Origin of the sequence: Kitasatospora herbaricolor (genome assembly GCF_030813695.1) — a bacterium.
Lineage (GTDB): Bacteria > Actinomycetota > Actinomycetes > Streptomycetales > Streptomycetaceae > Kitasatospora > Kitasatospora herbaricolor.
Genome location: NZ_JAUSVA010000002.1, coordinates 6754919 through 6778531, shown reverse-complemented (window position 1 = coordinate 6778531; position 23613 = coordinate 6754919). Strand labels below are relative to the sequence as shown.

At 76.2% G+C, this 23613-nt stretch carries 3 protein-coding genes; all 3 read right to left on the bottom strand.

Translation table 11 applies throughout. The annotated features are described in order from the left end of the window. Positions 1 to 75 precede the first annotated feature (75 nt). The 3 genes from J2S46_RS29710 to J2S46_RS29700 all read right to left on the bottom strand — a co-directional run bounded on the left by J2S46_RS29710 (position 76) and on the right by J2S46_RS29700 (position 23550). Positions 76 to 9837 (bottom strand): non-ribosomal peptide synthetase, encoded by a 9762-nt coding sequence (locus J2S46_RS29710; RefSeq protein WP_307351688.1) that lies wholly within the window; start codon positions 9835 to 9837, stop codon positions 76 to 78. After that, a complete protein-coding gene (locus tag J2S46_RS29705; protein ID WP_191291318.1) occupies positions 9834 to 22307 on the bottom strand; it encodes a non-ribosomal peptide synthetase in 12474 nt (4157 codons plus the stop codon). The genes J2S46_RS29710 and J2S46_RS29705 overlap by 4 nt, the downstream gene beginning before the upstream one ends. A gap of 247 nt (positions 22308 to 22554) precedes the next feature. Further along, entirely contained in the window at positions 22555 to 23550 is a 996-nt protein-coding gene (locus J2S46_RS29700; RefSeq protein ID WP_191291319.1) for an ABC transporter substrate-binding protein, read from the bottom strand. Between the last annotated feature and the right edge of the window lie 63 nt (positions 23551 to 23613).

The following is a 23613-nucleotide window of genomic DNA, read 5'->3' as shown; positions in this document are numbered from 1 at the left end:
GGATCGGGTGGTTGTCGGGGCCGGTTCGGGGGTGGCCGTCGGGGCCGGTTCGGGGTCGGTCGGGTCTGGGGCCGGTCAGTCGGAGCAGGGCGCCGCCTCGTCCGCCGACTCGCCGAGGGCGGCCTGGACCGTTCGGTCGACCAGGAACTCGGCGAGCGCGGCGACGGTGGGCCGGGCCAGCAGGTCGGCCAGGCACAGTTCGCCCGCGAAGGCGGCCCGCAGGTGCTGGAGCAGCGACATCGCGAGCAGCGAGTGCCCGCCGAGCTCGAAGAAGTTCTCGTCGATCCCGAGTGCGGGCAGGCCCAGCACCTCGGCGAACGCGGAGTGCACCGCCTTCTCGCTCGGGTACCGCGGGCCGCGCAGCGGTCCTGACGCCGTGAAGTCGGCGGCGCCGGGAGCGGGCAGGGCCTTGCGGTCGAGCTTGCCGTTGACGGTGAGCGGCAGTTCGGGGAGGACCACGAACGCCGACGGCACCATGTGGTCGGGCAGACGCCCGGCCAGCATACGCCGGACCGAGGCGGCCTCGATAAGGGTACCCTCACCTGACACCAGGTAGGCGACGAGGCGCTTGACTCCGGGGGTGTCCTCGCGGACCACCACGGCGGCCTGGGCCACGTCCGGGTGCAGGGCGACGGCGTCCTCGATCTCCCCGGGCTCGACGCGGTAGCCGCGGATCTTCACCTGGTCGTCCACCCGGCCCAGGAAGTCCAGCAGACCGTCCTGACGCCAGCGCACCACGTCACCCGTCCGGTACATCCGCGCCCCCGGCTCACCGAACGGGTCCGCCACGAACCGCTCCGCCGTCAGACCCGGCCGGTTCAGATAACCCCGCGCCAGACCCACCCCGGAGACGTACAACTCGCCCGCCACCCCGACCGGCACCGGACGCAGGTGGCCGTCCAGCACATGGGCACGGGTGTTCCAGATCGGCCGGCCCACCGTCGCCGTCGCCGAGTCCAGCGTGCCGCCACCCAGCGTGTTGATCGTGTACTCGGTCGGCCCGTACAGGTTGTAACCCAGCACCCCGGGGGTGTCCCGCAGCTTCGACCACAGCGTCTCCGCCACCGCCTCACCACCCAGCAGCACCAGCACCGGACGATGCCGCCCCTCGTCCAGCAGACCGCACTCCACCAGCGCCTGCGCGTAGGACGGCGTCACGTTGACGACGTCGACCTCCAGCTCGGCGCAGTAGTCCGCCAGGCCCTGGGCGTCGCGGCGCAGCGCCTCGTCCATCACATGGACCTCGTGGCCCTCGACCAACCAGAGCAGCTCCTCCCAGGACATGTCGAAGGAGAACGAGACGGTGTGCGCGATCCGCAGCCGCCGCCCGCCCGCCGAGGCCACCACCGGATCGAAGATCGCCTCCCGGTGGTTCAACTGCATGTTGGTCAGACCCCGGTACGGCGTCACCACACCCTTCGGCCGGCCCGTCGACCCCGAGGTGAAGATCACGTACGCCGGCGCGTCCTGGTCCACGGTGAGGCCGAGCGGGGTCGCCGGCAGGGCGGCCAGTTCGGCCGCCACCTCCGGCGAGTCCAGCAGCAGCCGGGTCACACCGGGGGCATCCGGCATCCGGGCCTCGGCGGTGGAGTCGGTGACCAGGCAGACCGGCGCGGTGTCCTCCACCATGAACGCCAGCCGGTCCACCGGGTAGTCCAGCTCCAACGGCAGGTACGCCGCCCCCGACCGCAGCACCGCGAACAACGCCGCCACCATCTCCAACGACCGCGGCAACCCCAGCGCCACCACCCGCTCCGGCCCCGCACCACGCGCCACGAACAACCGCGCCAACCGGTTCACCCGCGCATCCAGCTCCGCATACGTCCACGAAGCCGCACCGAACACCAACGCCGTCTCACCCGGCACCGACGCCGCACGCTCCGCCAGCAGATCCGCCACCGACGCCCCCGGCAACTCCCGCGCCGTCGCCGCCCACTCCCCCAGCACCAACCCACGCTCACGCACCGTCAGCACGTCGAGGGTGCCGATGCGGCGGCGCGGGTCGGCGGCGACCTGCTCCAGCACCGCCAGCAGGCGCTCGACCAGGGCCTCGGCGGTGGAGCGGTCGTACAGGTCGGCGGCGTACTCGAAGGCGATGTCGATCTCCTCCGCCGAGGGGGTCTCCTCGAAGTTGAAGTCGAGTTCGAACTTCGCCGCGCCCAGCTCGAAGGGCAGGATCCGGCTCTCCAGGCCGAGCAGCCGCCCGGCCTGGCCGTCGTTGTGCTGGTAGCCGAGCATCACCTGGAACAGCGGGTGCCGCCCGGGCACCCGCGGCGGGTTGACGGCCTCCACCAGCCGGTCGAACGGCAGGTCCTGGTGGGCGAAGGCGGCCAGGTCGGTGTCCCGGGTGCGGGTCAGCAGCTCGGCGAAGGTCGGGTCGCCGGACAGGTCGTTGCGCAGCACCAGGGTGTTGACGAAGAAGCCGACCAGGCCGTCCAGGGCGGCGTCCGAGCGACCGGCCACCGGTGCGCCGAGGGCGATGTCGGTGCCCGCGCCGAGCCGGTGCAGCAGGGTCGCCACGGCGGCCTGCAGCACCATGAAGGTGGTGCTGCCGGTGGCCCGGGCGGCCTCGCGCAGGCCGCGGTAGACGGCCGGCGGCACCTGGGCCCGCACGGTGTCGCCGCGGTGGCCGGCCACCGGGACGCGCGGGTGGTCGATCGGCAGCGGCAGCTCCTGCGGCAGTCCGGCCAGCGCCTCCCGCCAGTACCGGACCTGGCGGGCGTGCAGGCTGTCGGCGTCGGCGGCGTCGCCCAGCAGCTCCTTCTGCCAGAGCGTGTAGTCGGCGTACTGGACGGGCAGCGGCGTCCAGGCGGGCGCCGCACCGGCCGCGTGCGCGGTGTAGGCGGTGGTGAGGTCCTCGATGAAGGGGAGCATCGACCACTCGTCGCCGGCGATGTGGTGGAAGAGCAGCACGACGGCGTGGTCCTGCGGGGCGATCTCCAGCACGGTGACCCGCAGCGGCGCCTCGGCGGAGAGGTCGAAGCCGTGCCGGACCGCCTCCTCGACGTCGACCGCGAGGCGGTGCTCGCCGGACGCGACGACGTGGACGGTGCCGGCCGCCCCGGGGACGTCCAGGATCTGCTGGAAGACGGCGCCGTCGCGCTCGGTGAAGACGGTGCGCAGGCTCTCGTGGCGCTCCGTCACCGAGCGGACGGCGGCGCGCAGGGCGCCCAGGTCCAGCTCCCCGGCGACCCGGACCACCAGCGGCACGTTGTAGGTGGCGCCCGAGTCGTCCAGGTTCTGCAGGAACCACATCCGGCGCTGCGCGTGCGACAGCGGCAGGTCGGCCGGGCGCTCGCGGCGGGCGAGCGCGGGGCGCGGCTCGCCCTCGGCGGCGGTCCGGTGGGCCAGGCCGGCCGGGGTGGGCGCCTCGAACAGGTCGCGCACGGTCAGCCGGCTGCCCAGCAGGGTGCGGATCCGGCCGACCAGGCGGGTGGCGAGCAGGGAGTGCCCGCCCAGGTCGAAGAAGTGGTCCTCCGGGCCGACCTCGGCGAGGCCGAGCACCTCGGCGAAGGCACCGCAGAGGATCTCCTCGCGGGCGTCGCGCGGGGCGCGGCCGGCGGCGGTGGCGTCGGGGACGGGCAGGGCCTTGCGGTCGAGCTTGCCGTTGACGGTGAGCGGCAGTTCGGGGAGGACCACGAGCGCCGACGGCACCATGTACTCGGGCAGGCGCCGGGCGAGGTCGCTGCGCACCCCGGCCACGTCGACGCCGGGTCCGGCGGGCACGAGGTAGGCGACGAGGCGCTTGACTCCGGGGGTGTCCTCGCGGACCACCACGGCGGCCTGGGCCACGTCCGGGTGCAGGGCGACGGCGTCCTCGATCTCCCCGGGCTCGACGCGGTAGCCGCGGATCTTCACCTGGTCGTCCACCCGGCCCAGGAAGTCCAGCAGACCGTCCTGACGCCAGCGCACCACGTCACCCGTCCGGTACATCCGCGCCCCGGGCTCACCGAACGGGTCCGCCACGAACCGCTCCGCCGTCAGACCCGGCCGGTTCAGATAACCCCGCGCCAGACCCACCCCGGAGACGTACAACTCGCCCGCCACCCCGACCGGCACCGGACGCAGGTGGCCGTCCAGCACATGGGCACGGGTGTTCCAGATCGGCCGGCCCACCGTCGCCGTCGCCGAGTCCAGCGTGCCGCCACCCAGCGTGTTGATCGTGTACTCGGTCGGCCCGTACAGGTTGTAACCCAGCACCCCGGGGGTGTCCCGCAGCTTCGACCACAGCGTCTCCGCCACCGCCTCACCACCCAGCAGCACCAGCACCGGACGATGCCGCCCCTCGTCCAGCAGACCGCACTCCACCAGCGCCTGCGCGTAGGACGGCGTCACGTTGACGACGTCGACCTCCAGCTCGGCGCAGTAGTCCGCCAGGCCCTGGGCGTCGCGGCGCAGCGCCTCGTCGAGGACGTGCACCTCGTGGCCCTCGACCAACCAGAGCAGCTCCTCCCAGGACATGTCGAAGGAGAACGAGACGGTGTGCGCGATCCGCAGCCGCCGCCCGCCCGCCGAGGCCACCACCGGATCGAAGATCGCCTCCCGGTGGTTCAACTGCATGTTGGTCAGACCCCGGTACGGCGTCACCACACCCTTCGGCCGGCCCGTCGACCCCGAGGTGAAGATCACGTACGCCGGCGCGTCCGGCGAGTAGCCGGCCCGGTACGGGGTGGCGGGCAGCGCCGCCAGCTCCGCGCGGACGGTGTCCGCGTCGAGCAGCAGGGTGGCAGGGTGCGCGGGCATCAGCGCGGCCGCGGTGGAGTCGGTGACCAGGCAGACCGGCGCGGTGTCCTCCACCATGAACGCCAGCCGGTCCACCGGGTAGTCCAGCTCCAACGGCAGGTACGCCGCCCCCGACCGCAGCACCGCGAACAACGCCGCCACCATCTCCAACGACCGCGGCAACCCCAGCGCCACCACCCGCTCCGGCCCCGCACCACGCGCCGCGAACAACCGCGCCAACCGGTTCACCCGCGCATCCAGCTCCGCATACGTCCACGAAGCCGCACCGAACACCAACGCCGTCTCACCCGGCACCGACGCCGCACGCTCCGCCAGCAGATCCGCCACCGACGCCCCCGGCAACTCCCGCGCCGTCGCCGCCCACTCCCCCAGCACCAACCCACGCTCACGCACCGTCAGCACGTCGAGTTCGCGGACCAGCAGGCCGGGGCGGTCGACGAGCTGGCCGAGCAGGGCCACCAGCCGCTCGGCGTGCTCCTCGACGGTGGCGCGCTCGAAGACGTCCGGGCGGAACTTCCACTCGAAGGAGAGCGCCTCGCCGGGATTGGTGATGAAGATCAGCGGGAAGTGCGTGGCGTCCACGTCCACCACCTGCTGCACGCCCAGGCTCTCCCGGATCCGGTCCCGCACGCCCTGGTCGGCCGGGGTGTTGCGGAGCACCTGGAGGGTGTCGAAGAGACGGCCGAAGCCGGTGCCGCGCTGGATCTCGCCCAGGCTGACCTGGTGGTGCGCCAGCAGTGCAGTCTGCTCCTCCTGGAGGCGGACGAGGAAGGCGGCGACGCTCTCGGAGCCGTCCAGCCGGGCCCGGACCGGCACGGTGTTGAGGAACATGCCGATGGTGGCGTCGATCCCGGCCAGCTCGGCCGGCCGGCCGGAGACGGTGGCGCCGAACACCACGTCCTCGCGGGCCGTCAGGCCGGCCAGCAGCAGGCCCCAGGCGCCGGACAGCACGGTGTTCAGGGTCAGGCCGTGCTCGCGGGCGAACGCGGCGATCCGCCCGGTCAGCTCGGCCGAGATGCCGGCGGTGACCTCCTGCGGCAGCAGCGCGGCCCGCTCCCGGGCCTGCGGGGCCAGCAGGGTGGGCTCGTCCAGCCCGGCCAGCGCCTCGCGCCAGGCCGCCCGGCCCTGCTCCTGGTCCTGCGCGCCCAGCCAGCCCAGGAAGTCCCGGTAGGGCAGGCCGAGGGCGGGGGCCGGCTGTCCGGCGCAGTGGGTCAGCAGCTCCTGCAGGAAGAGGCCGGCGGACCAGCCGTCCCAGAGCAGGGCGTGGTTGGTGATCAGGATCCGCTGCCCGCCGCCGGGGGCGAGCACCGAGACCATGCGCAGCAGCGGCGGGGCGGTCAGGTCGAACCGGGTGGCGGCCTCCCGCTCGGTCAGCCGGGCCAGCTCGGCCTCGAAGGCGGCCGGGGCCAGGTCGCCGAGGTCGATCTCGGTCAGCGGCACGTCCACCGCGCGCGGCAGGAACTGCACCGGGCGCTCCAGCCCCTCCTGGAGGAAGCCGACCCGCAGGTTGGGGTGGCGCTCCAGGACGGCGGCGACGGCGGCGCGCAGGACCGGGCCGGGCACCCGGGCGGTCAGCGTGACCACGTCGCGCGAGGTGTAGACGTCCAGCGCCTGGTCGTCGTAGCCCGCCTCGAAGAGCAGGCCCTCCTGAAGGGGCGAGACCGGCCAGAGGTCCTCGATCTCCAGCTCGGGGGCGGCGGCCCGCACCACGGCCAGCTCGGCCTCGGTGGCGGCCGGCAGTTCGGCGGGTGCGGGAGCCGGACCGGCGGCGCCGCGCTCGTCGGCGAGGGCGGCCAGGGCGGCGGGGGTGCGGCGCTCGAAGACGTCGCGCGGGCTGAGGACCAGGCCCTCGGCGCGGGCGGCGCCGATCAGCCGGATGGAGGAGATGCTGTCGCCGCCGAGGCGGAAGAAGTCGTCCTCCGCGCCGGTCGCGGGCAGGCCCAGGACCTCCGTGTACAGCTCGCAGAGCAGTTCCTCGGTCGCGGTCGCGGCGGCCCGGCCGGCGGTCGCGCCGGCGAAGTCGAGCCCGTCCTCGGGCAGCGCGGCCCGGTCCAGCTTGCCGTTCACGGTCAGCGGCAGCGCGTCGAGCACGGCGTAGGCCGAGGGCACCATGTACTCGGGCAGGCGGGCCGCGAGGGCCTGGTGCAGGGCCTCGGTGTCGAGCACCGCGCCGGCCGCCGGCACCACGTACGCGACGACGCGCTTGACGGCGCCGGAGCGGACCAGCACCGCGCTGTGCGCGACGCCGGGCAGGGCGGCGAGCGCCGCCTCGATCTCGCCGAGCTCGATCCGGTGGCCGCGGATCTTCACCTGGTCGTCGATCCGGCCGAGGTAGTCCAGGGTGCCGTCGGCGCGTCGGCGCACCAGGTCCCCGGTGCGGTACATCCTCCCCCCGCCTTCGGCCGGGGCTGCCCCCATGCCGTCGGCGACGAACGGGTCGGCGACGAACCGCTCCGCGGTCAGGCCCGGACGGCCCAGGTAGCCGCGGGCCAGCTGGTCGCCGGCCAGGTACAGCTCGCCGCGCCCGCCGGCCGGGACGGGTCGCAGCAGCGGGTCCAGGACGTAGGCGCGGCCGTTGCGCAGCGGCCGGCCGACGCTCGGCGTGGTGCTGTCGGCGAGGTCGGCGAGCAGCGCGTCGACGGTGAACTCGGTCGGGCCGTAGTAGTTCAGGACGGTCAGGCCGGGCTCGGCGCGCAGCCTGGTCCACAGGCCCTCGGGCAGCGCCTCGCCGCCGAGCAGCAGCAGCGACGGGCGGTGCGCACCGTCCAGCAGGCCGCTGTCCAGGAGCTGCTGGGCGTAGGTGGGGGTGAGGTCCAGGACGTCGATCCGGTGCTCCCGGACGTGCGCCACCACGGCCTCGGCGTCCCGGCGTTCGCTGTCGCCGAGCACGTGCAGCTCGTGGCCGCCGACCAGCCAGAGCAGCTGGTCCCAGGAGGAGTCGAAGGCGAACGAGGCGGTGCTCAGGGCGCGCAGCCGGCGGCCGGCGGCGGCCTCGGCGAAGGTGCCGCCGAGGTGGTCGTGGGCCAGGTTGGCGAGGCCGGCGTGCGGGATCAGCACGCCCTTCGGGCGGCCGGTGGATCCGGAGGTGTGGATGACGTAGGCGGCCTGGCCGGGGTGCACCGGCCCGCCGCGCTCGGTGTCGGTGAGCGGGCCGCCGGGCAGGGCGGTGAGCGCCGCCGCCACCGCCGGGTCGTCCAGCAGCAGGGTGACGGCGCCGGGCACCTCGGGCAGCCGCCCGGCCACCTCACGGGTGGTCAGCACGACTGCCGGGCGGACGTCGTCGAGCAGCATGGCGAGGCGCTCGTCCGGGTGGTCGAGGTCCAGCGGCAGGTAGGCGCCGCCGGCGGCGAGCACGGCGAAGATCGCGGTCACCGACTCGGCGGAGCGCGGCAGCGCCAGGGCGGCGACCCGCTCGGCGCCGAGGCCGCGGCGGAGCAGCAGGCGGGCCAGCCGGTCGACGCCGTCCGCCAGGGCGGCGAAGGTCAGCTCGGTGCTCCGCCCGGCCAGGTCGGGGGCGACCAGCGCGACGGCGGCCGGGGTGCGGGCCGCGGAGGCGGCGAACAGGTCGTGCACGGTCCCCGCGGGGACGGGCTCGACCGGGCCGGCGACGGCGGCCGGGAGGGCGGCGCGCTCGGCCGCACCCAGCAGGTCCAGGCGGGCCAGCGGGGTGTCCGGGTCGGCGGCGAAGGTGGCGAGCAGGGCCAGGAAGCGGTCGGTCAGCCGCTCGGCCTCGGCCGGCTCGAACAGGTCGGGGCGGTACTCCAGCTCGACCCGCAGCTCCGCGCCGGGCAGCACGGTCAGGCCGAGCGGGTAGTGGGTGGCGTCGCGGGCGCCCAGACCCGTGACGGCCGGACCCGTGACGGCCGGGCCCTGCGCGCTGTCCAGCGCCTCGCGCAGCGCGTCCCCGCCGCCCTGGTAGTTCTCCACCACCAGCAGGGTGTCGAAGAGGCTGCCGCCGACCTCGCTGCGACGCTGGATCGCGCCCAGGCCCAGGTGCTGGTGGGCCAGCAGCTCGGCCTGCTCGCGCTGCACGTCGGCGGCGGCGCCGGCCAGGGTGGCGCCGGGCCGCAGCCGCACCCGGACCGGCACCGTGTTGATGAACAGGCCGACCATCGACTCGGCGCCCGGCAGGTCGTCCGGGCGGCCGGAGACGGTGGTGCCGAAGACCACGTCGGAGGTGCCGGTCAGCGAGCCCACCAGGACGCCCCAGAGGGTGTTGGCGACGTTGCCGAGGGTCAGGCCGCGCCCGCGGGCGGCCGCGGCGATCCCGGCCGACAGCTCCGCGTCGGCGAAGCGGGTGATCAGGCCGGGCTCGGCGGCGGTGGCGGTGGCTGCGCCGGGCGCCACCGGGTGGGCCTCCTCGAAGCCGGCCAGCGCGGCGCTCCAGGCCGCCTCGGCGGCGGCGGTGTCGCGGGTGGCGAGCAGCGCCAGGTGGTCCTTGTACGGGCGGACGGCGGGCAGCACCGACGGGTCGCCGGCGGAGCCGTACAGCGCCAGCAGCTCGCGGAAGATGATCGGCATCGACCAGCCGTCCAGCAGCAGGTGGTGGCAGGTGACGACGAGCCGGGAGCGCTCGGCGTCCAGGCGCAGCAGGGCGAGGCGCAGCAGCGGCGGGGTGTCCAGCTCGAAGCGGGCGTGCCGGTCCTCGTCCATGGCGGCGGCGACCGCCGCGTCCTGGGCCGGCCCGGCCTGCGCGGTCAGGTCGACCTCGCGCAGCGGGGTCTCCACCGTGCGCTGGACGAACTGGACGACCGCCTCCGGGTCCTCGTACCAGAAGCCGGCCCGCAGGTTGGCGTGCCGGGCGAGCAGCGCGTCCACGGCGGCGGCCAGCCGTGCCGTCACGACCGGGCCGGACAGGTCCAGGTACGACTGGACGACGTAGACGTCGCGGGCGTCCTGGTCGTACAGGGCGTGGAAGAGCAGCCCCTCCTGGAGCGAGGAGAGCGGGTAGACGTCCTCCAGGGCCGACGCGGCCGGGCCCTCGGGCTGGGAGTCGTCGATCGGGGCGGTGGAGTCGTTCATCACGGTCTTCTCGGTCCTGGGGGTGGTGGGGAGGTGGTCGGTCGGGTCGGGGAGGTGTCCGGCGGCGGTCATCGGCGGCGGCGCCCGCGCAGCCGGGACTCCAGCCGGTCGATCTGGGCCTGCTTCAGCGAGACGAGGCTCAGGTCGGACGGGGTGACCCCGCCGGCCCGACCGCCCGCGGTGTGCCGGGCCAGGGCGTCCAGGGCGGCGAACCAGGCGTCGGCGAGCGCCGCGACCTCGGCCTCGGTGAGCAGGGCCTGCGGCCAGCTCCACCCGACGGCGAGCTCGGGCCGCCCGTCGGCGTCGGCCCGCACCACCGCGTCGATCTCCAGCGGGTAGCCGGCCGCCATCGCCGGGTCCGGGCCGGCGCCCGCCGCGACGGCGTCGCGCTCGGCCTGCGGGGCGAGCGGCCAGCCGCCGAGCGGGCCGGCGGGCCCGTCGGTGCGCCCCCGGTAGTTGAAGAGCACCGGTGAGCGCGGCGCGCCGGCCAGCACGGCCGCGGTCTGCGGGTTGAGGTGCCGCAGCAGGCCGTGCCCGAGGCCCCGGTCGGGGGCGGCCCGCAGTTGCTCCTTGACCTGCTTCAGCACCTGGCCGGCGGCCTCGCCGCCGGCCAGCGCGGCCGCCGGGTCGAGGCCCGCGAGGTCCAGCCGGACGGGGTGCACGGTGGTGAACCAGCCCACCGTGCGGGCGAGGTCGGGGGCGAAGCCGCCGGCGCCGCCGCGGCCGTGCCCCTCCAGGTCGACCTGGACGGCGGGCGCGGCACCCGGGCGGGCGGTGGCGACGCCGAGGGCGAGGCCGGCCAGCAGCACGTCGTCGACGCCGGCGCCGAAGGCCTTCGGGACGTCCGCCAGCAGCGGCGCCGTCCGGTCGGCGGGCAGGGTGCGGCGCAGGGTGCGGACGGTGGCGACGGTGTCCCGCGCCGGGTCGGCGGCCAGCGCGGCGAGCGGCCCGGCCGGGCCGGCCAGGGCGTCCCGCCAGTACGCCGTCTCGGCGACCCGGGAACGCTCCTGGGCGTGCGCCAGCAGCCGCTCGGACCAGGCGCGCAGGGTGTGCGCCTCCGGTTCGAGGGCCGGGCGGGCGCCGCGGGCCAGCGCGGCGTACGCGGTGGCGAGGCCGGGCAGCAGGGCCCGCCAGGAGACGCCGTCCACGGCGAGGTGGTGGACGGTCAGCAGCAGCCGGCCGTCCTGGCCGGGGCCGGCGTCGAACCAGACGGCGCGCAGCACCCGGCCGCTCGCCGGGTCGAGGGCGGCGGCCGCCGCGTCGGCCTCCCGGGTGAGCAGGGCGGTGAGGCCGGCTCCCCCGGCGTCGACCCGGCGCAGGGTGGCCGGGTCGGTGACGGCGGGTGCCCGGCCGGCGGGCAGGATCTCCTGGGTCCACAGGCCGTCGGTGCGGTCCAGCCGCAGCCGCAGGGCCGGGTGGTTGCCGGCCAGCGCGGCCAGCGCCTCGCGCAGCGGCTGCTCGCGCAGGTCGCCGGGGACGGTCACCAGCACGGACTGGTTGAACCGGTCCACCGGCCCGCCGCGCTCGCGCAGCCAGTGCACCACCGGCAGCGCGGGCAGTTCGCCGTCCACCGGGACGGGCGCGGCGGCGGCCGCCGGGGCGGTGGCGGACGGGGACGACAGGCCCTTGGCGGCGGCCAGCGCGGCCGGGGTGGGGTGCTGGAAGATGTCCTTCGCGGCCACGTCGAAGCCCGCCCTGCGGGCCCGGCTGACCAGCTGGATGGAGACGATGCTGTCGCCGCCCAGGGCGAAGAAGTTCTCCTCCTCGCCGACTTCGGGCAGCCCGAGCACCTCGGCGAAGACCCTGGCCAGCGCGCGGCCCGGGGAGTGCCCGGCGGCCCCGGCGGCCGGCTCCGCGCGGCGGCCGGGGGCCGGCAGCGCCTTGCGGTCGAGCTTGCCGTTGACGCTCAGCGGCAGCGCGTCCAGCACCGTCACCACGGCCGGCACCATGTGCTCGGGCAGCACCGCGGCCACCGCGGCGCGCACCGCCTCGGCGCCGACCGAGGCACCGGCCCGCGGGACGACGTAGCCGAGCAGCTGGCGGGCGCCGCCCTCGGTCAGCGCCCGGGCCGTGACCGCGGCCCGGCCGACGCCGGGCACGGAGGCGAGCGCCGACTCCACCTCGCCGAGCTCGATCCGGAACCCGCGGACCTTCACCTGGTCGTCGGTGCGTCCGAGGTACTCGATCTCGCCGTCGACCCGGCGGCGCACCAGGTCGCCGGTGCGGTACAGCCGGGAGCCGTCGGTCGCGAACGGGTCCGCGACGAAGCGACCGGCGGTCAGGCCGGGGCGGCCGAGGTAGCCGCGGGCCAGCTGGACGCCGGCCAGGTACAGCTCACCGGGCACCCCGACCGGCACCTGCCGCAGCCGGGCGTCCAGCACGTACAGCCGGGTGTTCCAGACCGGGCGGCCGATCGGCACCACGCCGGAGCCGGCCCACGCGCGGTGGTAGGTGACGTCGACCGCGGCCTCGGTCGGCCCGTACAGGTTGTGCAGCTCGATCTGCGGCCACAGCGCGGCGAACCGGTCCACGGCGGCGGCGGGCAGCGCCTCGCCGGAGCAGAACACCCGGCGCACCCCGGCGAAGGCCCGGCGGACCGCGTCGTCCTGCTCGGCCGCGCCGGTGAAGGCGGTGAGCATGGACGGCACGAAGTGGCAGGTGGTGACGGAGCCCCGGTCGGCGAGCTCGGCCAGGTACTCGGGCTCGCGGTGCCCGCCGGGGCGGGCCAGGACCACCGCGGCGCCGGTCACCAGCGGCAGGAAGAACTCCCAGACCGAGACGTCGAAGCTGGCCGGGGTCTTCTGCAGGACGCGGTCCTGCGCGGTGATGCCGTAGACCTCGCGCATCCAGTCGAGCCGGTTCACGATCGCCCGGTGGGTGACCACGACACCCTTGGGGCGGCCGGTGGAGCCGGAGGTGAAGATGACGTACGCGGCGTGGTCGGGGCCGGGGGCGGCCGGCTCGGTCTGCGGGCCGTCGGCGTCCACGGTGAGGACCGGCACCCCGGGCACCCGGGGCAGGGCGCCGGCCTGCCCGTCGGTGGTCAGCACGCAGACCGGGGCGGCGTCCTCCAGCATGGCCGTCAGCCGCTCCGCCGGGTACTCGGTGTCCAGCGGCAGGTAGCCGGCGCCGGACTTGAGGACGGCGAGCAACGCCACCATCAGCTCGGCCGAGCGGGGCACCGCGACGGCGACCAGGCGGTCCGGCGCGGCGCCGGCGCCGGCGAGCACCCGGGCGAGGCGCCCGGCCCGCTCGTCCAGCTCGCGGTAGGTCAGCCCGGTGCCCTCGAAGACCACCGCGACGGCGTCGGGGGTGGCGGCGGTGCGCTCGGCGATCCGGGTGAGCAGGGTGCCCTCGCGGACCTCCAGCGCGGTGGCGTTCCACTCGCCCGCCAGGCCCCGCCGCTCCTGGGCGGCCGTCAGCTCGATCCGGGAGACCGGGCGGTCCGGCGCCGCCAGCGCCTGCTCCAGGACCCGCAGCAGGCGGGCCCCGAACAGCCGGGCGGTGGCGCGCTCGTACAGGTCCTCGGCGTGGATGACGGTGAGGTCGGTGCGGGCCCCGTCGGCGGACTCCACGAAGGTGAAGGCGAGGTCGAAGCGGGCCGCGTGCACCGGGTCGGGCAGCAGCGCGGTGCGGGCGCCGAACAGGCCGTCCAGGCCCCCGGCCTCCCGGCGGTGCTGGACCATCACCTGGAACAGCGGGTGGCGGCCGAGCGAGCGCTCCGGGTTGACGATCTCGACCAGCCGGTCGAACGGCAGGTCCTGGTGGGCCAGGGCGCCGAGGACGGTCTCCCGGGAGCGGGCGACCAGGTCGTCGAAGCTCAGGTCGCCGGCGTTCCCCTCGGCGGCCAGGTCGTGCCGCAGCACCAGGGTGTTGACGAAGAAGCCGACCACCGGTTCCAGCACCTCGTCGGACCGGCCCGCGACCGGGGTGCCGATCGCCACGTCCGTGGTGCCGGCCAGCCCGCCGAGCAGCAGCGCGGCGGCCGCCTGGGTCACCATGAACGGGGTGGCGCCGGTGCGCCGGGCGTAGCCGCGCAGGTCCTGGTGCAGCTCGTCCGGCAGCCGCAGCCGTACCTGTCCGCCGCGGCCGCTCGCCTCGGCCGGCCGGGCCCGGTCGGTGGGCAGGTTCAGCTCGGCGGGCAGCGCGTCCAGGCGCCGCGTCCAGTACGCGCTCTGGCCGGCGGCCGGGCCGTCCTGCCCGGCGAGCAGCTCGCCCTGCCACAGCGCGTGGTCGGCGTACTGCAGCGGCAGCGGGGCGAACACCGGCGCGGCGCCGGCCAACCGGGCGGCGTACGCGTGGTCGAGGTCGCGCAGCAGCACTCCCTCCGACCACTCGTCGCCGGCGATGTGGTGCAGCGCCAGGCTGAGGACGTGCCGGGTCGGACCGGCCGTCAGCAGGGTGGCCCGGACGGGGATCTCCTCGGCCAGCTCGAAGGCGTACGCGCCGGCGGCGGCCGCCGCGGTGTCCAGCCGCTGGACGGTCACCTCCTCGACGGTGAAGGGCGCACCGGCCGCCTCCGGGTCGAGGATCCGCTGGTACGGCCGGCCCTCGTGGTCCGGGAAGACCGTGCGCAGCGCCTCGTGGCGGGCCAGCACGTCGCCGAAGGCGGCGCGCAGCGCGTCCTGGTCGAGCGCGCCGTCGATCCGCACCGCGCACGGGATGGTGTACGCGGTGCTCGGACCCTCCAGGCGGTACAGGAACCAGAGCCGGGCCTGCGCGGCGGACAGCGGCACCAGGTCGGGACGCGGGCGGGCCGAGGGGCCGGGGCGGCCGGCCGCGGCGCCGGCGAGCCGGGCGGCGAAGGCGGCGGGGGTGCGGGTCTCGAAGAGGTCGCGGACGGCCGCGTCCACCCCTAGGGCCGCGCGGACCCGGCCGATCACCCGGGTGGCGAGCAGCGAGTGCCCGCCCAGCGCGAAGAAGTCGTCGTCGACGCCGACCGCGGGCAGGCCCAGCACGTCGGCGTAGACGCCGCAGAGCACGGCCTCCCGCTCGTCGCGTGGGGCGCGGCCGGCCGGGGCGGCGAACGCGGCGGCCTCCGGCTCGGGCAGCGCCTGGCGGTCGAGCTTGCCGTTGACGTTCAGCGGCAGCGCGTCCAGCGGCACGATCGCGGCCGGGACCATGTACTCGGGCAGCGCGTCGGCGAGTGCCTTGCGCAGCAGCGCCGGGTCGGCGACGGCACCGGGCGCGGGGACGACCCAGCCGATCAGCCGCTTGACGCCGGTGGCGGCCGGGCGGGCCAGCACGGCGGCCCGGGCTACGCCGGGCAGGGCGGCGAGCGCCGCCTCGACCTCGCCGGGCTCGACCCGGAAGCCGCGGATCTTCACCTGGTCGTCGTCGCGGCCGAGGTAGTCCAGGCTGCCGTCGGCGCGGTGGCGCACCAGGTCGCCGCTGCGGTACATGCGGGAGCCGTCACCGGCGAACGGGTCGGCGACGAAACGGCTCGCGGTGAGCGCGGGCCGGTTGCCGTAGCCGCGGGCGAGGCCCGGGCCGGCGATGTACAGCTCACCGGGCACGCCGGCGGGGACGGGCCGCAGCCGGGCGTCCAGCACGTACACCCGGGTGTTGCCGATCGGGCGGCCGACGAACGGGGTCGGGCTCTCGTCCAGGGCGGCGCCCAGGGTGTCGACGGTGTACTCGGTGGGGCCGTAGAAGTTGTGGCCGAGCACACCCTCGGTCTCCCGGATGCGGGTCCACAGCGCCTCGTCGACGGCCTCGCCGCCGACCAGGAAGAGCAGCGGGCGGTGCTCCGCGGAGTCCAGCAGGCCCCACTCCACGAGCTGCCGGCCGAACGACGGCGTGACGTCCAGGGTGTCGATCCGGTCCGCGAGCAGGCGGGCCACCAGGGCCTGCGGGTCCCGGCGCAGGTCCTCGCCGTAGACGTGCAGCTCGTGGCCGCCGATCAGCCAGAGCAGCTGCTCCCACGAGGAGTCGAAGGAGAAGGAGGCGGTGTGCGCGGCGCGCAGCCGGCGCCCGCCGGCCGCCGCCACGGCCCGGGCGAAGACGGTGTTGCCGTGGTGCTCCAGCATGTTGGCCAGGCCCCGGTGCGGCACCTGGACGCCCTTGGGGCGCCCCGTGGAGCCGGAGGTGTGGATGACGTACGCCAGGTCGTCGGCGTGCGGGCGGACCGGCTCGGCGTCCAGCGAGCCCAGCTCGGCGAGGGTGACGACGCCCAGGCCGTGCCCGGCGAGCACCGGGTGGCGCCCGGCCACCTCCGGCGTGCTCAGGGTGAGCAGCGGATCGGCGTCCTGCAGCATCAGCGCGATCCGCTCGTCCGGGTGGTCGAGGTCGATCGGCAGGTAGGCGGCGCCGGACGCGAGGACGCCCAGCAGGGCGGCGACCAGGTCGGCGGAGCGCGGCAGGGCCAGCCCGACGGTCCGGCCGGGGCCGGCGCCGAGGGCGGCGAGGTGGCGGGCCGTCCGGTCGACCCGGGCGGCCAGCTCGGCATAGTCCAGCCGCTGCTCGCCGAAGACCACGGCGGTGTCGCCGGGGGTGGCGGCGACCCGGGCCGCGAAGGCGTCGACCACGGTGCCGGCGGGCACCGGGCGGGCGGTGTCGTTCCAGGTCCGCAGCACGGTGGCGCGCTCCTCGGCGGAGAGCACCTCCAGGGCGCCGACCGGGGTGGCCTGGGCGGTGGCGATGGCGGTGAGCAGCCGCAGCAGGCGGGTGCCGACGGCGCCGGCCTGCTCGGCGGTGAACACGTCGGGGCGGTACTCGACGGTCAGCTGCGGGGCCTCGCCGGGCAGGGTGAGGACGGTCAGCGGGTAGTGGGTGGCGCCCCGGTTGCCGATGCCCGCGACCCGCAGGCCGCGGGCGCTGAGGCGGTCCGGGTCCACCGGGTAGTTCTCGAAGACCAGCAGGGTGTCGAAGAGGGTGCCGTGCCCGGCCAGGGCCTGGATGTCGGCGAGACCCAGGTACTGGTGGTCGAGCAGGGCGGACTGCTGGGTCTGCAGCCGGGCCAGCGCCGCGGCGACCGGCTCCTCGTCCGAGGGCTCGAAGCGGACCGGGACGGTGTTGCTGAACAGGCCGACCATCGACTCCACGCCGGGCAGGTCGCCCGGGCGGCCGGAGACGGTGGCGCCGAACACCACGTCGGTGCGGCCGGTGAGGCGGCCCAGCAGGATCGCCCAGGCGCCCTGCACCAGGGTGTTGAGGGTGAGGCCGTGCTCGCGGGCGGTGGCGGTGAGCACGGCGGACAGCTCGGCCGGGATCGGCAGGTCGAGTTGGCGGCCGGCGGCGGCCGGCCCCGAGGCGGGCGTGCCGAGGCTGTCGGCGAGCAGGGTGGGTGCCTCCAGGCCGGCCAGCGCGCGACGCCAGGCGGCGGTGTCGGCGGCCGCGTCCCGCCCGGCGAGCCAGGCCAGGTGGTCGGCGTACGGGGCGGCGGCGGGCAGCGCGGCGGCCTCGCCGTCCCCGTACGCGGCGATCAGCTCGCGCAGCAGGACGGGCGTGGACCAGCCGTCCATGACGATGTGGTGCCGGGTCAGCACCAGCCGGTGGTGCTCGGCGCCGAGGGTGACCAGGGCGCAGCGCACCAGCGGGGGCCGGGCCAGGTCGAAGCGGCGGGACGCCTCCTCGTCCTCGATCCGGCCGATCCCGGCGGCCCGGTCGGCCGCCGGCACGGCGGTCAGGTCGTGTTCCGTCCACGGCACGGCGACCCGGTCGGCGACCAGCTGGAGCGGGCGCCGGAGCCCGGCGCCGACGAAGCCGGCCCGCAGCGCGGTGTGCCGGTTGACGACCGCGTCGACGGCCCGGACCAGCGCGGCGCGGTCCAGCGGCCCGCGCAGGTCGAGCGAGGTGAGCGAGGTGTAGAGGTCGTCGGCGCCGTCCTCGCGCTGGTACAGGGCGTGGAACAGCAGGCCGTCCTGGAGCGGGGAGAGCGGCAGCACGTCCCCGGTGCCGGGGTGCTCGGCGGCCAGCCGGTCCAGCTCGGACTGGGTGACGGCGGCCAGCGGCACGTCCGAGGGGGTGAGGCCGCCGGCGCCCGGGGCGGCGGCGTAGCGGGCCAGCGCGTCGAGGGCCTCGAACCAGCGCTCGGCGAGCGCGCGGACGGCGTCCTCGGCGAGGACGCCCTGCGGCCAGGACAGGTTGACGGTCAGTTCGGCGCCGTGCGGGCCGTCGTGGACGAAGGCGCCGACCTCCAGCGCGTGGGCGGCGGGCAGGGCGTCGTCGGCGCCGGCGGCGACGGCGTCGCCGGCCTCGGGGGCGGCGGTCCACGCGTCGCCGGTGGCGGTGAAGCGGCCGAGGTAGTTGAAGAGCAGCTGGGGGGCGTCGGCGTCGGCGAGCGCGGGCCCGGACACCGGGTCCAGGTGGCGCAGCAGGCCGTAGCCGGCGCCGGCGTTGGGCAGGGCCCGGAGCTGCTCCTTGACCAGGGCGAGGGCGCGGCCGGCGGCGGGCCCGCCGGCCAGCGCGTCCTCCAGGTCGACCCCGGAGAGGTCGAGGCGGGCCGGGAACTCGCTGGTCAGCCAGCCGGCGGTGCGGGTGGTGTCGGCGCCGGGCACCAGGTGGTCCTCGCGACCGTGGCCCTCCAGGCGCAGCAGCAGGTCGGCCCGGGCGTCGGCGCCCAGGCGGGCGCGGCGGCGGCCGACCAGGGCGAGCGCCAGGCCGGTCAGCAGGACGTGGTCGACGCCGGCGCGGTGGGCGGCGGGGACGGCGCCGAGCAGCGGCGCGGTGCGGCCGGCGGGGAGGGTCAGCCGCAGCCGGCGGGTGGTCGCGGCGGTGTCGCGGGCCGGGTCGAGCGGGCGGTCGCCCAGCAGCGGGCCGGCACCGTCGGCCAGCACGGCCTGCCAGAGCGGGAGTTCGGCACGGACGGCGTCGCCGACGGCGGCCTCGGCGAGGCCGAGCGCCCAGGCCCGAAGCGGGGTGGTGACCGGGTCGAGGGCGCGGCCCTCGTAGGCGGCCCGCAGGTCGGGCAGCAGGATGCGCCAGGAGACGCCGTCGACGGCGAGGTGGTGCGCGGCGAGCACGAGCAGGCCGGGGGTGTCAGGTCCGGCGTCCAGGTGGACGGCCTGCAGGACGACGCCCTGCTCGGGGTCGAGCCGGTCGGCGGCCGCCTCGCGCTGCTCCGCGGCGGCGGTGTGCAGCTGGTCGGCGGCGACGGCGATCCGGCGCAGCCGGGCGGCGGCGGGCGCGCTGCCGGCCGGGCGGACCTCCTGCGTCCAGCCGCCGTCCGCGGCGACGTGCAGGCGCAGCCGCAGGGCGTCGTGGTGGTCGGTCAGGGTGTCCAGGGCGGCGGTCAGCCGGGCCCGGTCGAGGCCGGCGGGCACGGTGAGGACGGTGTGCTGGCTGAACCGGGCGACCGGACCGCCGCGCGAGCGCAGCCAGGCGCCGACCGGGGTGGCGGGCAGCGTGCCGACGGCCGCCACGGCCGCCACCGCGGGCCGGTCGGCGGGGCGCAGGCCCTCGGCGACGGCGGCGATCCGGGCGACGGTGCGCCGCTCGAACACCACCCGTGGGGTGATCGCGAAACCGGCCCGGCGGGCGCGGCTGCCCAGCTGGATGGCGGAGATGCTGTCGCCGCCGAGGGAGAAGAAGTTGTCGTCGACGCCGACCTCGGGCAGGCCGAGCACCTCGGCGACCAGGCCGGCGAGCACCCGCTCGGCCTCGGTGCGGGGGGCGCGGCCGCCGTCGCCGGCGGGCGTCGGGGCGGGCAGCGCCTTGCGGTCGAGCTTGCCGTTGAGGCTGAGCGGCAGCGCGTCCAGGCCGACCAGTACGGCGGGCACCATGTGCTCGGGCAGGGTGCGGGCGAGGGCGGTGCGCAGCGCCTCCGGGTCGGCGGGCGCGGGGACGACGTAGCCGACCAGTTGGCGGGCGCCGCCGGGGGTGAGCTCGCGGGCGGTCACGGCCGCCTGCAGGACCTCCGGCCGGGCCTCCAGGGCGGCCTCGATCTCGCCGAGTTCGATCCGGAAGCCGCGGACCTTGACCTGGTCGTCGGTGCGGCCGAGGTACTCGACGCTGCCGTCGGCGGCCCACCGGACCAGGTCTCCGGTGCGGTACAGCCGGGAGCCGTCGGCGGCGAACGGGTCGGCGACGAAGCGCTCGGCGGTCAGGCCGGGGCGGCCGAGGTAGCCGCGGGCCAGCTGCACCCCGGCCAGGTACAGCTCGCCGGGCACGCCGACGGGCGCGGGGCGCAGCGCGGCGTCGAGGACGTACAGCCGGGTGTTCCAGACCGGGCGGCCGATCGGCACCACGCCGGCGGCGGGCTCGGTGCGGTGGTGGGTGACGTCGACGGCGGCCTCGGTGGGCCCGTAGAGGTTGTGCAGCGGGACGGCCGGCAGGGTGGCGTACCAGCGGTCGACGACGTCGCCGGGCAGCGCCTCGCCGGAGCAGAAGGCCCGGCGCAGGCCGGCGCAGCGCTCGGCGACGGAGCCGTCCTCCAGGAAGGCGCGCAGCATCGAGGGCACGAAGTGCAGGGTGGTGACCCGCTCCTCGGCGATCAGGGCGCTGAGGTAGGCCGGGTCCTTGTGGCCCTCGGGGCGGGCCAGCACGACGGCGGCGCCCTCGCACAGGGCCCAGAAGAACTCCCAGACGGAGACGTCGAAGCTGGCCGGCGTCTTCTGCAGCACCCGGTCGTCGGCGCCGAGCCGGTAGGCGTGCTGCATCCAGGCCAGCCGGTTCACGATGGCGCGGTGGGTGACGACCACGCCCTTGGGGCGGCCGGTGGATCCGGAGGTGTAGATGACGTACGCGGCGTGGTCGGGCGCGACGGCGGGCAGCTCGACGTCCGGGCCGGCGCCGGCCGCTGCGGTGGCGGCCGCTGCGGCGTCGTCCACCGTGACGGCGACCGCGCGGGCCGCCCCGGGCAGCCGCTCCAGCAGCTCGGGCACGGTGACGACGCGCACGGGCGCGGCGTCCTCGACCATCTGGGCGAGGCGCTCGACCGGGTAGTCGGCGTCCAGCGGGAGGTAGGCGGCGCCGGACTTGAGGACGCCCAGCAGGGCGACCATCAGCTCGGCGGAGCGCGGCACGGCGACGCCCACCACGCGGTCCGGGCCGGCGCCGGCCGCGCGCAGGGTGCGGGCCAGCGCGTCGGAGCGCTCGGCGAGCGCGCGGTAGGTCAGCGCGCGGCCGTCGGCGACCACGGCGGTGGCGTCCGGGGTGGCGGCGGCGCGCTCGGCGATCCGGCTGACCAGGGTGCCCTCGCGGACCTCGCGGGCGGTGTCGTTCCAGCCGTGCAGCACCGCGTCGAGTTCCGCGTCGGCGAGCAGCCGGAGCTCGGCCAGCGGCCGCTCGGGGTGGGCGGCGAGGCGGGCCAGCAGTCCGCCGCAGCGCTCGGCGTGACCGGCCAGCTCGGACTCCGTGTACAGCGCCGGGTTGGCGTCGAACTCCAGCACCAGCCGGTCGTCCGGGGTCTTGGTGACGGAGAGGGCGAGGTCCTCGACCGGGCCGGAGGCCAGGTTGACGGTGCGGCCGGGGCTGCCGGCGAAGTCCAGGTCGAGGTCGAAGGGCTTGAGGTTGAGCAGCGGGCCGTGCAGGCGGTCGTCGCCGCCGACCAGGCCCAGCTCGCGGCGGATCTCCTCGCCGCGGTGCAGCTGGTGACGGCGGGTGGCCTTGAGCTCGCCGACCGCCCGGCGCAGCAGGGTGTCGAAGGTGTCGGCGCCGGTCACCGGGACCCGCACCGGCAGGATGTTCACGGCCATGCCGGGGACCCGCAGGGTGCCGGGGGCGTGCCGGGCCATGAAGTGCATGCCGAGCACGGCGTCGCCGGTGCCGGTCATCCGGTGCAGGTAGGCGGCCAGGGCGGCGGTGGCGGCCTCGCCCCAGGTCGCCCGGGCGGCCCGGGCGGCGGCGAGCACGGCGGCGGAGTCGGCGGCGGTCAGCTCCACGCGCCGGCGCAGCCCGGTGGGGCCGGCCTGCGCGGTGCGCTCGGTGAGGCCGACCACGGCCGGACGGTCCGCGAAGCGGTCCTGCCAGTGGGCGCGGTCGGCCCCGGCCCGGTCCGAGGCCAGGTAGGCACGCTCCGCCTCGACCAGGACGGACACCGGGCGGAACGGGCTCGCGGGCGGCTCGGCGCCGGCGGCGAGGGCGGAGTACACCTCGGCGACCCGGCGGCTGAACAGCGCCACGCCGTAACCGTCGATCACCAGGTGGTGGAACCACTGGAACCAGAGGTGGCTGCGCTCTCCGGTGCGGACCAGCAGGGCGCCGGTGAGCGGGGCCGCCGGGTCGCCGTCCAGCTCGGTCGGGACGGCCAGCTGGCCGCGGACCAGGTCGGTGGCGGCGGCGACCGGGTCGGCGGCGCCCCGGGTGTCGAGGCGGGGCAGCTGCCAGCCGTCCGGGTCGAAGCCGGTGGGGATCTGCACCGTCCGCCCGTCCAGCTCGGCGAGCCGTACGTGCAGGCCCTCGGCCTCGGCCAGGGTGCGGCGCAGCGCCGCCTCCAGCAGCTCCGGGTCGAACGGGCCGTCGATCTCGACGTACTGGCCGACGTTGTACGCCGGGTTCTCGGGGTCGATCCGTTGCGCGGCGAGGACGCCCTCCTGAGCCGCGGTCAGCTCCTGGGGAGCGTTCCGCTCGGCCTGCGTCATGGTGGTGTCCGCGTCTGGCATGGTCGGCCCTTCCCGGTTCTGCGGCCCCGCCGACCGTGCCAGCCCGGGGCGCTCGTGCGCTGTCGTGCGAAGTGGTGCGGCGTACGGGGTGGTGCGTTCGTCGTGCGAGGTGGCTCGTCGTACGAGGTGGCTCGTCGTACGAGGTTCGGCGTGCGAGGTGGCTCGTCGTACGAGGTGGTTCGTCGTACGGGGCGTTGGTGTCCGCCCCGGGCGGCCGGCCGTGTGCGGCGGCCGCCCGGGCGGCGGGCTAGAGGCCCTTGAGGATGGTCTCGACCTGGTTCAGGACGTCGGTCGAGGTGCCGTACCGGTCGGTGGTGGCGTAGGTGACCGGGAGGACCTTGCCGGCTTGGACGGCCTTGAGGTTCTTCCACGACGGCTGCTTGTCGAGGTCCTTGGTGTCCTGCGGGACCTCGCCGGTGGCGGCCGTCCTCGGGATCAGGATGATGTCGGCGTCGGCGAGCACGTCGAGCTTCTCGGTGGAGTAGGTCACCTCGTGCTCGGCCGGGTCGGCCGAGGCCTGGGCGAACGTGGCGCCGGCGTCGGCCAGCACGCGGCCGACCCAGGAGCTGCTGGTGTCGACGAGGAACTCGCCGCCGCCGTACGAGGAGGCGATGGTCCACTTGACGGTGTTGAGCTTGGCCGCGTAGTCGGCCTTGATCTTCGCGGCCTTGCCGTCGTAGTCCGCCTTGAGCTTCTTGAACTCGGCGTCCTTGCCGACGGCGGTGGCGATCTTCTCCTGCGCGGTCAGCAGGTCGACCGGCTTGTCGATGCCGAAGTACAGGGTGGGGGCGATGCCTTCGAGCTTCTTGACGCCCCAGTCGAACGCGGTGGCGCCCTCGACCACGATCAGATCGGGCTTGAGCGAGGCGACCTTCTCGATGTTGATCTCGATGCCGGAGCCGATCGGCTCGATCTTCTTGGCGGCCTCGGTCTGCGAGGGCAGCAGCTCCATCGGGTTGTTCTCGTCGATGGTGCTGGTGCCGACCGGCTGCACGCCGAGGTCGAGCAGCGCGCCGGTGGCGTACGAGATGCTGACGATCCGCTTGACGCCCGCGGGGACGGTGATCCTGCCGTTGGTGGCCTCGACGACCACGGGGCCCGCCGCCGTGGCCGCGCCGGCCGAGGGGGCTCCGGCGGCGTCCTTGCTGTCGCCGTTCGAGCCGCAGGCCGCGAGGGTCAGCGCGGCGGTGGCCGCGACGGCGGCGACTCTCAGGCTGCGGGACGTCAGGACACGGGTGTTCATGGTTCTCCTCGGAGGTGGCACAGGGTTTCGCACGACGGCTCGCGGCGACGGGAGCCGGGCAGG